Annotated in this window: 9 protein-coding genes; 1 reads left to right on the top strand and 8 read right to left on the bottom strand. The window is 50.5% G+C overall.

What is annotated here, in order from left to right; translation table 11 throughout:
• Positions 1 to 97 precede the first annotated feature (97 nt).
• Positions 98 to 5,803, bottom strand: coding sequence for a beta strand repeat-containing protein (locus tag WDY75_RS14095; RefSeq protein WP_063480586.1), 5,706 nt, complete (start codon positions 5,801 to 5,803; stop codon positions 98 to 100).
• A 548-nt stretch (positions 5,804 to 6,351) separates the two neighbouring features.
• The gene (locus WDY75_RS14090) at positions 6,352 to 7,332 is read right to left on the bottom strand and encodes an aldo/keto reductase (protein WP_063480585.1); all 981 of its coding nucleotides are present in this window, start codon (positions 7,330 to 7,332) and stop codon (positions 6,352 to 6,354) included.
• A gap of 110 nt (positions 7,333 to 7,442) precedes the next feature.
• Here WDY75_RS14090 and WDY75_RS14085 point away from each other — a divergent pair, with 110 nt between their 5' ends.
• Entirely contained in the window at positions 7,443 to 8,873 is a 1,431-nt protein-coding gene (locus WDY75_RS14085; RefSeq protein WP_063480584.1) for a PLP-dependent aminotransferase family protein, read from the top strand.
• Between the two features lie 164 nt (positions 8,874 to 9,037).
• Here the strand turns inward: WDY75_RS14085 and WDY75_RS14080 are convergent, their stop codons facing one another.
• From WDY75_RS14080 to WDY75_RS14055, 6 genes are all read right to left on the bottom strand, one after another.
• Positions 9,038 to 9,394, bottom strand: a complete 357-nt coding sequence (locus WDY75_RS14080; protein WP_063480583.1) for a glyoxalase superfamily protein — start codon at positions 9,392 to 9,394, stop codon at positions 9,038 to 9,040.
• A gap of 151 nt (positions 9,395 to 9,545) precedes the next feature.
• Positions 9,546 to 10,181 carry a DedA family protein gene (locus WDY75_RS14075; protein WP_063480582.1) on the bottom strand — a complete coding sequence of 212 codons (636 nt, stop codon included), beginning with the start codon at positions 10,179 to 10,181 and terminating at the stop codon, positions 9,546 to 9,548.
• Positions 10,182 to 10,198: 17 nt separating this feature from the next.
• The gene (locus tag WDY75_RS14070) at positions 10,199 to 11,437 is read right to left on the bottom strand and encodes an MGDG synthase family glycosyltransferase (RefSeq protein WP_063480581.1); all 1,239 of its coding nucleotides are present in this window, start codon (positions 11,435 to 11,437) and stop codon (positions 10,199 to 10,201) included.
• 70 nt (positions 11,438 to 11,507) lie between these two features.
• Positions 11,508 to 12,125: a YqaA family protein gene (locus WDY75_RS14065; RefSeq protein WP_063480580.1), complete on the bottom strand. Its 618-nt coding sequence runs from the start codon at positions 12,123 to 12,125 to the stop codon at positions 11,508 to 11,510.
• A 320-nt stretch (positions 12,126 to 12,445) separates the two neighbouring features.
• Positions 12,446 to 13,093 carry an HAD family hydrolase gene (locus WDY75_RS14060; protein ID WP_006210852.1) on the bottom strand — a complete coding sequence of 216 codons (648 nt, stop codon included), beginning with the start codon at positions 13,091 to 13,093 and terminating at the stop codon, positions 12,446 to 12,448.
• Between the two features lie 31 nt (positions 13,094 to 13,124).
• The gene (locus WDY75_RS14055) at positions 13,125 to 13,517 is read right to left on the bottom strand and encodes a zinc ribbon domain-containing protein (RefSeq protein WP_197477184.1); all 393 of its coding nucleotides are present in this window, start codon (positions 13,515 to 13,517) and stop codon (positions 13,125 to 13,127) included.
• Between the last annotated feature and the right edge of the window lies 1 nt (position 13,518).

Raw genomic sequence — 13,518 nt, 5'->3', positions numbered from 1 at the left:
CTCGAATTATAATGGATATGGCTTGCAATCTTTTTGAGAAAAAAGGGAGACAGGCAGCATTTAGTGAATGTGCCGCCCCCCATCATTCTATTTTTGACTACGAAATGCGAATGACATTAAACACTTGCCCCGAATATGTGGCAGAGCTGTTTGCTCCCGAAGTATTCATGATAATACGCAGAACATCGCCATTATTCAAAGTAGTTAAATAAGATTTTGAAGCTTCCCCATTGGTTACTAACGTTGCCCCAATGCCAGAGATATTTTCAATGGAAAAACTGGAAACACTTCTCGGTTCTTGCGTAGTGCCATTGATTTGCACAAAGAAGTTGACAAGCCGACTCGCCGAAGCCAACAGTGTAGGGGTTGTGGTTAGATGAACGGTTATTACAAAGTCCACCATATATACTCCGGCCGCATTAACCGTAATCGTTCCTGGTGCCACGCTCGTTGTCGTATTTAGGGTAGGCCCTGCTGTTGTAAAAGCTACAGGTGTATTGTCAACAACCGTGATTAACGTAGTAGGGGAACCATAAATGGAACCATAACCTAGAGCAATAGTTCCCGTCGGGCCCGTTGGACCAGTTGCTCCTGTTGCTCCTGTTGGTCCGGTGACGCCAGTTGGTCCGGTTACTCCCGTCGGACCTGTTGGACCGGTTGAACCAGTTCTTCCAGTTGCTCCTGCCCCCCCTGTTCCTCCCGTAGGACCGGTTACACCCGTTGCTCCTGTTGAACCCGCTGCTCCAGTCAGACCGGTTACACCGGTTGGGCCAGTTAATCCCGTTGAGCCTGTTGCACCAATCGCGCCTGTGGATCCCGTTGCGCCCGTAGACCCCGTTGGTCCTGTTGGTCCAATTACACCTGTTGCCCCTGTTGGGCCAGTAGCTCCTGTGACACCAGTGCTTCCTGTTATGCCTGTTACTCCTGCTGAACCTGTTGCACCCGTTGGACCAGTCGAGCCGGTTGGACCGGTTGAACCAGTTCTTCCAGTTGCTCCTGCCCCCCCTGTTCCTCCCGTAGGACCGGTTACTCCAATGGCTCCAGTCGAGCCGGTTGGGCCTGTTACTCCGGTTGAACCCGTGTTACCAGTTACACCAATCGGGCCTGTCGCTCCTGTTAAACCAGTTGGACCGGTTGCTCCCGTAACTCCGGTGGCTCCGGTCGGGCCGGTCGGGCCAGTTGAACCTGTAACGCCTGTTACACCCGTTGACCCGGTCGAGCCTGTGGATCCTGTAACACCGGTTGCCCCCGTGTTACCAGTTACACCGATCGGCCCCGTTGGGCCTGTTACCCCGGTTATCCCAGTTGCTCCTGTGACACCAGTACTTCCTGTTGGACCTGTAACGCCGGTTGCACCAGTTGAACCTGTTGCACCAATCGCGCCTGTTACACCTGTTGAACCTGTCGCTCCAGTCGGACCTGTAACTCCCGTTGAGCCAGTTGCACCAGTTGGGCCTGTTGGGCCTGTGACGCCAGTTGGACCGGTTACACCGGTTACACCGATTCCTCCTGTTGGACCGGTAACTCCCGTAGCACCTGTCAGGCCAGTTGAACCTGTAACGCCGGTTACCCCCGTTGAACCCGTGGCTCCTGTTGCTCCAGTGACGCCGGTTGCACCAATGGCTCCTGTCGAGCCCGTTGCTCCTGTTGCCCCCGTAACGCCGGTTGGGCCTGTTGGACCGGTGGCTCCCGTGTTACCAGTTACACCAATTAAACCCGTAGGGCCGGTGGCTCCTGTTCCTCCTGTTACTCCCGTTGCACCAGTTGGGCCTGTTGGGCCTGTGTTACCAGTTAGACCGATTGCTCCCGTAACTCCAGTTGGACCGGTTATGCCGGTTGCTCCTGTAATACCAGTTGGCCCTGCTAATCCTGTAACTCCGGTTGCTCCTGTGACACCAGTAGCTCCGATTGCTCCGGTTGGACCCGTACTTCCGGTTCCTCCTGTTAAACCAGTTGGACCGGTGACTCCGGCAGTTCCTGTCGCACCTGTTGAACCTGTAACGCCGGTTGCACCAATGGCTCCAGTCGGGCCCGTTACTCCCGCTGCTCCTGTTGCTCCCGTAACTCCTGTAATGCCAGTTGGACCGGTTAATCCGGTAACTCCGGTGGCACCAGTTGCCCCTGTTGCCCCTGTAACGCCGGTCGGGCCTGTTACTCCAGTTAACCCGGTTGCTCCTGTGACGCCAGTGCTTCCTGTTGTTCCTGTAACTCCAGTTGGACCGGTGACTCCCGTTGGACCAGTCAAGCCTGGGGATCCTGTAGCGCCGGTTGGGCCCGTTACTCCGGTTGCCCCGGTGTTACCAGTTACACCAGTCGGGCCGGTCGCTCCTATTAACCCAGTTGGACCTGTTGGACCTGTAACTCCCGTTGAGCCTGTTGCACCAGTTGCCCCTGTTCCTCCTGTCGGACCGGTGACTCCTATGGATCCTGTAACACCGGTTACCCCAATGGCTCCTGTCGCTCCGGTTGAACCCGTGTTACCAGTTACACCAATCGGACCGGTTGCTCCTGTTGAGCCTGCTGCTCCTGTTGCTCCGGTTACACCGGTCGGACCGGTGACTCCAGTTACACCTGTAACTCCTGCTGAGCCAGTTGCACCAGTTGGGCCTGTGGATCCCGTTACCCCTGTAAATCCAACTGGGCCTGTTGTTCCTGTTACGCCAGTTGGACCAGTTATTCCCGTAACTCCTGTCGAACCCGTGGCGCCAACAGCTCCAGTTGCTCCGGTTGGACCGGTTATCCCGGTTACTCCTGTGATACCAGTTGGACCTACTAATCCCGTAACTCCGGTGGCACCAGTGACACCAGTTGCCCCCGTTCCTCCGGTTACCCCAATCGGGCCTGTAACACCCGTTGACCCTGTTGCACCAGTTGGGCCTGTTACGCCGGTTGCACCTGTAGCACCCGTTACTCCTGCTGAACCTGTTGGTCCCGTCAAACCCGTGATGCCTGTTACTCCGGTTCCTCCAGTCGGACCTGTGGCTCCGGTTGCACCGATTGGTCCCGTTGGACCTGTTACTCCGGTGGCTCCTGTGACACCAGTGCTTCCTGTTATTCCTGCAACACCGGTTGCCCCGATGGCTCCTGTTGAGCCCGTGGCCCCTATTGCTCCTGTAACGCCGGTTGCACCTGTTACTCCAATCGGGCCTGTTACTCCCGTTGAGCCTGTTGCACCAGTTGCCCCTGTTCCTCCGGTTACCCCAGTCGGGCCTGTTACACCTGTTACCCCACTTCCTCCTGTTGGACCTGTAACTCCCGTAGTGCCCGTTGCACCAGTTGAGCCTGTGATGCCGGTTACCCCCGTTGAACCGGTCGATCCTGTTGGGCCCGTTGAACCCGTGACGCCTGTTACACCTGTTGAACCTGTGGCACCAGTCGGACCTGTTACTCCCGTTGAGCCTGTTACTCCGGTTATCCCAGTTGCTCCTGTGACACCTGTGCTTCCTGTTGGACCTGTAATGCCTGTTGTTCCTGTAACACCGGTTACACCCGTTGAACCTGTTGCACCAGTTGGGCCAGTAGATCCCGTTACCCCTGTTAATCCAGTTGGGCCTGTTGTTCCTGCTACGCCAGTTGGACCTGCTAATCCCGTGACTCCGGTGACACCAGTTGCTCCCGTTCCTCCGGTTACCCCAGTCGGACCGGTTGCTCCTGTTACCCCGATTCCTCCTGTTGGACCTGTAACTCCAGTAGCACCTGTCAGGCCAGTTGAACCTGTAACGCCGGTTGCACCAATGGCTCCTGTCGCGCCCGTTACACCCGTTGATCCTGTTGCTCCCGTAACTCCGGTTGGGCCTGTAGAACCTGTAACTCCAGTGCTTCCTGTATTACCCGTGGCTCCGATTGCTCCTGTAACGCCTGTTGCCCCTGTTCCACCAATCGAGCCTGTAACACCAGTTGGACCTGTGGATCCTGTAACACCTGTTACCCCAATGGCTCCTGTCGCTCCGGTTGGGCCTGTTACTCCGGTTGAACCCGTGTTACCAGTTACACCAATCGGCCCGGTTGCTCCTGTTGAACCTGTCACTCCCGTTGAGCCTGTTACTCCTGCTGCTCCGGTTACACCGGTCGGACCGGTGACTCCAGTTACACCTGTAACGCCAGTAGGACCTGTGGATCCTGTCGAACCCGTGGCGCCAATAGCTCCGGTTGCACCAGTTGGACCCGTAGTTCCCGTTGCTCCTGTTGCTCCTGTTGGTCCTGTCGAACCCATGGCGCCCGTAGATCCTGTAAGGCCGGTTGAACCCGTGTTACCAGTTACACCGATCGGACCCGTTGGACCGGTGGATCCTATGACACCTGTGCTTCCTGTTGGACCTGTAAAGCCGGTTGCTCCTGTTGGGCCCGTTGAACCTGTAGTACCTGCCGCTCCCGTAGATCCCGTTAAACCCATGATTCCTGTTGGCCCGGTTATTCCGGTAGCTCCAGTTGTTCCAGTTGTTCCAGTTGTTCCAGTTGCTCCAGTCGAGCCTGTTACTCCGGTGGCTCCTGCTGCTCCTGTAACGCCGGTTGGGCCTGTAGAACCTGTAACCCCAGTTATCCCTGTTATTCCTGTTGGACCGGTTATCCCGGTTGGTCCTGTGACACCAGTAGCTCCTATTGCTCCGGTTGGACCCGTGCTTCCGGTTACTCCTGTTAACCCAGTTGGACCGGTTGCTCCTGTGATACCAGCGCTTCCTGTTGTTCCTGTAACTCCTGTTGGACCGGTCGCTCCGGCAGCTCCTGTCGCGCCGGTTGGGCCTGTTACTCCTGCTGAACCTGTGTTACCAGTTACACCGATCGGCCCGGTTGAGCCTGTCGGACCTGTCACTCCCGATGAGCCTGTTACACCGGTGTGGCCTGTTGCCCCGGTTATCCCAGTTGCTCCTGTGACACCAGCGCTTCCTGTTGGACCTGTAACGCCTGTTGGACCAGTAACTCCCGTAATTCCGGTTATTCCAGTCGGGCCTATTGCCCCGGTTGGGCCTGTGACTCCCGTTGATCCAGTTACTCCTGTTGTTCCTGAAACGCCGGTTGCTCCTGTTGGACCTGTTAATCCAGTTGCGCCTGTTGTTCCTGTGACGCCAGTTGGGCCGGTTAATCCCGTAACTCCTGTGGCTCCGGTCGGACCGGTGGCTCCTGTGACACCTGTGCTTCCTGTTATACCTGTAACGCCTGTTGGACCAGTTAATCCCGTAACTCCGGTTACCCCCGTTGAACCCGTGCCTCCGATTGCTCCTGTAACGCCTGTTGCCCCGATTGCACCAGTGGTTCCCGTAGCACCTGTTACTCCCGTTGGACCCGTTAATCCCGTAGCTCCGGTGACTCCTGCTGAACCTGTTGCCCCGGTGGCTCCTGTCAAGCCAGTTGGTCCTGTTCCTCCAGTCGGACCGATTCCTCCCGTTGCCCCGGTAGCTCCAGCAACCCCTGTTACACCCGTTGCTCCTGCTGGACCCGTTGCTCCCGTATCTCCTCTGGTACCCGTCATCCCTGTAGCACCTGTTTCGCCGGTCGGGCCCGTCGCTCCTGTTATTCCTACCTCACCGCTCATGCCGGCTGCCGCCAGCAAGGTATAATCTGCCGATGCTCCGGGGATCCCCGTGGGATTGGCGACATTGACCAAATACGTACTACCATTGTATGTCACGACTTGATCCAACGGATAAGACTGACCTTGAGCTGGATCAAATGGTATAACCCCGTTTAAGCCTGCGCCTGCAGCAGCAAGCAATGTATAATCCGGCGACATGCCCGGAACGCCTTGAGGCGAAGTGACATTTGCAAGGTAGGTGCTGCCGTTATAAGTAACGACCTGCCCTTGCATATAGAATAAACTTGATCCTGGATCAAAACTGACAATTCCATTTAATCCTTCACCTGTAGCTCCTGTAGCTCCTGTTGCTCCTGTTGCTCCTGCACCACCATCTGCTCCGCTATAGCCAATGGGTCCTTGAGGTCCCCTGACCCCCGGAGCTCCCGTTATACCTCTGGGTCCTCTTCTAGCGAGAACTACTTTTCGTATACATTTCCCACGTTTTCTTTTATGGTGATGATGATGTCGTTGCTTTCTATGATGTGACCGAGATTGTCTTGAAATGACCAAGCGATTTTTCCGAAGCGATTTTTGGCGACTGATCTTTTTCATTATTTTTTTTCGTTGAAGTACACGCTGTTTAGGCTTATTTCTGAGCGATTTCCGAAGAACCCATTTTCTTCTCAGCTAATTTCACCTCCTCGTTTTCGACTCGGTTGCATAAGTATATGAGAAATAACGCCTACCCTTGAATGATTAAAAATATTTAGCGTGATCATCAAGCAAAAAAGTCCCCCGGATGTTTCCCGGCGGACCTATTCTTCAACACCCAACGCCATTCATGACGAACCTAGTATTCCTTCGACTTCATTTATCTGCGCCTCCGACAAAGGTCCAAAAGCAGCTGCCCCGATCAATTCCTCCACCTGCTTCCTGGTTTTAAAACCTGGGATCGGAATCGTCACATGACTTCTCCCCCAAATCCATGCAAGCGCCCCTTGAACTAAAGTTCGATTTCCGCTCGTTAAGACCTCTCTGACTGCCTCAAGCTTTTGGAGGTACGAAGGTACCGCCTTACCATTCTTAAAATAGGTAACCCATTCATGACGGCTTCCCCTTACATCCTGATCACTGAATCTGGAATCATGATTAAATTTTCCGCTCAAGAGGCCCATAGCCAGAGGAGTATTATTAATGCTGGCTAGACCATAACGTTCACATAGAGAGAGCATTTCCTTATCATCACTAAGCACATTCAATACGTGCTGTATGGCAGCTGCTTCCGATTTTTGAGCGAAGATTTGGGCATTGGCTACATCCCATGTGCTCCAGCCATATGTACGGATCAGCCCTTCTTGACGAAGTTCATTCAAACTATCGATGACTGTATCGATTTCCTCTAAACTTAAACCACCTACATGAATTTGGTACATGTCAACATAATCCGTTTGAAGACGTCTCAGGGACCTCTCACACGCATGACGAACATATTCTGGTGTTACATCGTGACGAGTGAATGCTTCCTTGGTTGACTCATCATAGGTATATCCGAATTTGGTAGCAATGACCGCTTCGTGTCGTCTTCCCCTCAACGCACGACCAAGCACCGCTTCGCTATGCCCTGTTCCATATACATCCGCAGTATCAAAAAAGTTTACACCCCTTTCTAACGCTGCATGAATCCCTGCAATCGATTCAGACTCATCGACCTCCCCCCATCCGTCCGGCAAGCCATCTAACGTAAATTCCCCACCGATTGCCCAACATCCCAACCCAAGCGGACTTACGGATATTTCCGATCTGCCTAACATCCTGTTCATGTCATTTCCTCCCTTTTCGGATCACTTCAACATCATTATAATAAGGACAATGGTTTATGATTAGATCCAATATTCGCTGTTATACAGGAACCAATTAGAGGAGGAAAATCGTGTACGGCATTTATGTGGACCGTGAATCTAAGGTACCGGTGACGCGTCAGATATGCCAGCAGTTGCGAATGATCATCGAATCGGGGCAGCTGTCGGCTGGAACCAGACTGCTTCCCACTCGCGTTTTGGCTAAGGAATGGGGAATTGCGCGCAATGTTGTCATCGAGGTATATGAACAGCTGATAGCCGAAGGATATCTGGATGGTCGGGCAGGATCTGGCACCTATGTGGCCGAAGGAATCTTCCACATTTCCGATTCGCGTATTCCCACAATTTCCAGCGGAGCGGCAGTCCAGCCACAGCCTAAACCTGAGCGTGAACAAATCATTGATTTTGCGACAGGGGTTCCTGACCAAAAATGGTTCCCTAGGCAAATCTGGGCGAAATACTTGAAAGAAGCAGCAGAAGGTACGTTGTCTGAAGAACATAATTACGGCCATGTCCAAGGCGATTTATCGCTTCGGTCCGCAATATGCGAATATGTATACCGCTCCAAGGGCATTCAATGCACAGCCGAACAAATCATGATTGTTTCGGGCGCTTCCGAAGGTTTTTTTCTCCTGGCCAAATCATTCGCTCCAAAATTTCATTCCTTGTACATAGAAGATCCAACAATCGATTTTACACAAGAGATTTTTAAGCTGATGGACTATCGTCTTGTCCCTGTTGAAGTCGATCTCAACGGAATGCGTATCGACTTCCTTACGAGTATCACTCCGGGTCATCTTGTTTTATTAACACCGTCACACCAGTTTCCTACTGGGAGCCTGCTGTCCATTCAACGCAGACATCAGATTATCCGGATGGTTGAAGAAGCGGACTCATTCGTGATTGAAGATGATTATGATAGCGAGTTCCGTCTTCGGGGAATTCCTGTACCCCCTCTACAGACCCTCTCCCCTTCCAGAGTCATCTATGTGGGAACGTTTAGCAAAACCTTGTCGCCCAGTCTTCGGATCGGATTTATAATTGTTCCGCCGAGTCTAATCAATACCATTGCCGAAGTGAAAGATAAACTGAATTTGCACACACCCTTTATCATTCAAAAGGCATTAAGTCAGTACATTCTGGATGGCCAACTGGAACGACATATCCATAAGATGAAGAAAGTATATAAGAAACGCAGGAATTTCATGACGGAACGGCTTCAGCACTTATTCGGTAATGATATTTCCATTCTGGGCGATGAGGCAGGCATGCATCTTCAGATCTCTTTTCATCCGAAAGCGTACGCTCTTCTTCCTTGGAATGATACGGCTGCATACGGCTTCCAAGCTGAAACGATTTCGAAATACAGGATCGCCAAGCCGAGCCCCTCCACTCCAACCGGTATTGTATTAGGGTACGGGAACCTCACAACAGAAGAGATTGAGGAAGGACTGAGCAGAATTTATCAGTATGCTTCTCAGGCAGGGATACCTCGTGAATGAATACTTCTACAACCAAACAAAACGGCCTGTCCGCTTAATGCGAGCCGAGCCGTTTCATTGGAATACTTCTATGTTCTTCTACTTGCTGCACTTCAATGTCCTCGATCCGATCAGTTACGCAGCGTCCAAAACGCATTCAGGATTAAACCTAGCTTCTCTATCGATTACGACTCTTCATAAAAAATGATTTTATTACCGAATGGGTCAATGACACACAGCTCTTTACTGTTCCAAGGCGCGATCTCGATGCCAGGTCTGGAGTATGGATAATTTTTCTGAATCAGTTGTTCATGAAAATGCTCAATCCCTACCAGGTCCACCCGAATGGCTGCGCCGGGTGAGCAGTCTCCATAATGCTCCGTCAAATGGATTTTTAACGAATCCCTGGATATCTGCATGTATAGCGGTGCGGAATCATCAAAGCGATGTTCCCAATCCAAGGTGAATCCAAGATATTGGATATAAAATTCTTTCGCCTTCATTTCATCGAATACTCTGAATAAAGGTATGATTTCGCTCATAACTCTCCCTCCCATGTCCTGTTTATTCTATTCAATCACTTACCTAAATCTCTTTAAACGCATTATGTATGTGTGCAGCTACGCTGTAAGCAGCGGTTGCAAGGGCATTCAAATCTGCAGACCTTTTATTTTAAAATGCAAATCATGCCATTCATTCATTTCTGGTGGCATTGGAGAGCTTTTTGGCTTTCTCACGTTTAACGCGATTCCACACAAGCAGGATAAGAAAGGAACAAGCCAGACAGATAAAGATTACCTTAAGATAATGTTCGACCACATTCAGAATATACTGCCACTGCTCGCCAAAGATATAACCTATGCTGAAGAAGGATATTACCCACGCTGCGACCCCCGTGTATCCATAGATCCATACCGTCCGGTAAGGTACTCGAATCATGCCGATAAAGCACCCGATGAATTGCCTCACCCCGGGGATGAAAAAACAAATAATGAGCAGCTTATTTCCATACTTGTTGTAATACACCTGTGTTTTCTCCACAAGGGATGGCTTAATGAAGAGCCATTTTCCATAGCGTTCTATGAGCGGCATCCCCAGCTTATATCCAAGGATATAGGTAATGGTTAACCCTATGGCTGCCCCTATAAAAGCTGATCCAAATGCAGGGACCATCTCAACGATCCCCTTATAGGTCAGGAACCCGGTGTAGGTTAAGGTGCTGTTTCCAGGAGGAATTGGAAGAGCAATAAAATCAAGGGGCAGCCCAATCAATAACACCAAATAACCATATTGTTCAAATAACTGCTCAACCAATTCAAACAAATTCATGGATAAACTCCTTCATCTTACCGATAACTGTCATAGTAAAGGTGTAGGGCCTCGTTCTCAAAGACCTCTCTGTTTAGCACCCCGTACGGTACAGCTGTTATGTCGTCTGACCATTCGCGAAGCCGATAGCTCTGTTGAATATGGAGCAATCTGGTCAGAACCGATAGTGCGGAATCTTTATGGGTATTGATTGCGGCTTTGTGCTTCATCTCCTGCAGAAGTGCCGGAGTCGTAATCAACTTCAGCAATTGCTGTTTCAGTTCACCAGCCATGGCTTGCTGAGCCACGCCGATTCCCACCAGATAATCCGCATTATCCTGCTCTTGACCCGGCAGCGGTTTAACTAATAACATAGGACGTTCCATCGTCAACGCTTCGGATATGGTGAGTCCTCCTGGTTTTGTCACCATCAAATCAGCCATCGCCATCAATTCATGCATACGATCTACATAACCCATGACCGTTATTTGGGAATGATCCGAAAAATCCTCCTGCAGCGATTGATACAACTTCGTGTTACGGCCGCACACGATTATAAATCGCACATTCTGCGGGTATTCCCGTGATTTCATCCATTCGATAACCTCTTTATCGATCATGCCTTCTCCTCCGCCCATGATCAGCACAACCTGCTCAGATGCATGTATGCCGTAATGATCTCGCAGTCGGCCCTGATCCACCGGTTGGCTGTAGAGAGGATTGACGGGAATTCCGGTGACTGAGATTTTTTTACTTGGCACGCCTTTGCGCTCCAGTGCAAGCTGTACGACATCAGAACCCACCATATAATAATCCGTGTGAGAATGTATCCAGTAGCTGTGATCCGTGTGATCCGTCATGACGGTAGCCGTTGGCACATCGGTAAAGCCCATTGCTTTCAATAAGGACATGCCTGCTGCTGCCGGGGGGAACGTACTGACTACAATTGCCGGCTTCTCCGTCTCCAGCATTGTGCTGAGTTTATGCAGGCTGAAAGTACTGAAGCGCTTCAGCATCTGAATTAGGGTGTTTTCCTCACGTGTTTTTTGAAATAGATAACCGTAGACGGATGGGAAATGCTTCATCCACTGCACAAAGAAATACTGGCCTGCCACATGCAGCCGTGGATGGGTTAGCTCCATATAATCCATTACTTTAACGCGCAGATGAGGGTAGTTTTTTTTAGCTGACTCCACAATGGCCTTCGACGCCTGGTTGTGACCCTCTCCCAGGCTTCCGGTTAATATTAATATTTTTTGCTCATTTATGGATCTCATTGATATTACTCCTTATCTAACGTTATGTGTTGCTTATTCGTTAATCAAAACTTCATCATCGAACCATCAATCATTCTTCACCTGCCGTCACATCAATCGAATCTTTTGGAGGCTGCACCACTGAGGTCTCAGAGCGTTTTTTCTTGCGGTTCTTAATCATCCGTACTGTGAACCAAACGCCCCCGATCAGAATCCCAACAGACACCAGAATAATCGTGAGTACACTATCCACCATATTCTCAGCTGCACGGCCGTAAACATAGAACAGCACGCCCACGGTATAGAACTTCACTGCGCGGCCGATAGCCGCATAACTGAGAAGTTTCCATAAAGGATAGTTCATGCAGCCAGATAGAATGGTAAATATTTTAAAGGGAATCGGCGTGAAAGCTCCAACAAGTATGGCAGCTTCGCCATGCTTGGTGAACAATGCGGTTGCTGAATCATACCATTTTTTCTTCATGATCTTGTTTAAGACTAAACTGCCGGAAACTTTTCCAATTCCATAACCGATAGGCGTTCCAATCAAACACCCTGCAAATCCGATCGTCGCGAGCCAGATCGCCCGGTCCGGGCTCAGAGCGCTCAGGGACAGCTGCGAGAACAGTGCCGGAATCGGAAAAATAATCGCATCGATCATGGCATGAATAAATAATCCGATATCGCCTAAATTACGTAAAAAATCCATCAGGCCTTATCTCCTCTGCTTGGTTACCACCTACGCAACCCGTATATTGTGCGATATCGTTGTTTAGAATCAAATCAGTAAGCATCCGTTCACATTCCTCTCCCGTGTCTTGTTAATGCAAGGATATCATGATCGGAGAGGGTTATCTTCCGTCTTCAGACGATATTCATCCTAGACTTAGGTCTAGATACTAATAGTAGATATAATATAGTAGATATAGTATAAACGAGTTTTATGATCAATAAGTTGGGTTTATGTCCATTTGGTGTAAAACAAAAAAAAGCCCAGCCGCAATTCGCGGCCAAGCTCTAGGTAATATTCTATTCGAATTGGCAGATCTGCGCAACTTCCGAAACGGCATGCACCACATAATCGGCTTGGGATAAATCCTGATTTCCCGAATTCGGATTCACGAAGCCGATGCATTTCATCCCTGCCGCTTTCGCTGCGGCAACACCATGGCGGGCATCTTCAAGCACCATGCAATCTTGTGGCTTCACCCCCAACAATTCGGCAGCCTTGAGATATACATCCGGTGCTGGCTTCCCTCTCTCCACTTCTTCTCCACTCACAACGCATTCAAAATGATCTAGCAGATCAAACTTGCGGAGAACGGCCTTAATGAATACAGGTGGCGATGATGACGCAATAGCCGCCGGAATATTCCGTGCTTTGAGCTCAGCCAGGAGTTCCCGTATGCCATCGATAGGCTCCATCTCACTTGAAGTCAGCATTTCGATTTTGTTGGACAACTGGTATTCAATAATTTCTGAAACGGATGGAGTCAGATTATGCTGTTCTTTCACGGCTGCCCACATCTCCGGATTGGTCATCCCCACGTACTGCTCCAGCTGTTCATGGGTTATAGCCGACCCGTAATAGTTCATAACCTGAATATCCACTTCAAAGTGCATGGGCTCGCTATCAATAATGACGCCATCCATGTCGAAAATAAAAGCTTGTATCATGTTCATACCCCTTTGTTGTATTGTTTCTTGCTTAACCCCATATGATATCCAGCACCGTTCCCAGCGCCCCGGATTTATGGCCCCGCAGGACATCGGGATTGAATACCTCTACGAATCCGCACCGGGTGCAGGATACGAACAAATAATGGTGATAATCGATATCGAAAATTTTGCTAACACCGGTACCGCTCATGCTAACTTCCTGCGAGATGCAATCCCGATGACCACAGCGTCGGCAATTGAATTTGCTGATCAGCAATTCCTCCATGCTGAGGCAGCCCGCTTCAGTTAATGGATCACTCTGGACGCTTGTCTCTTCATCCGGCCCAGATATCAGATGCTCAGGCAATACCTCGTGTTTACATACCGGACACGTCTGGTCAATCAAAGCTACATCGCTCGCACACCATGGGCATTGAACCACA

The organism is Paenibacillus glucanolyticus (assembly GCF_037333485.1).
Taxonomy (GTDB): domain Bacteria; phylum Bacillota; class Bacilli; order Paenibacillales; family Paenibacillaceae; genus Paenibacillus_AQ; species Paenibacillus_AQ glucanolyticus.
This window is presented reverse-complemented; position numbering and strand designations above follow the sequence as displayed.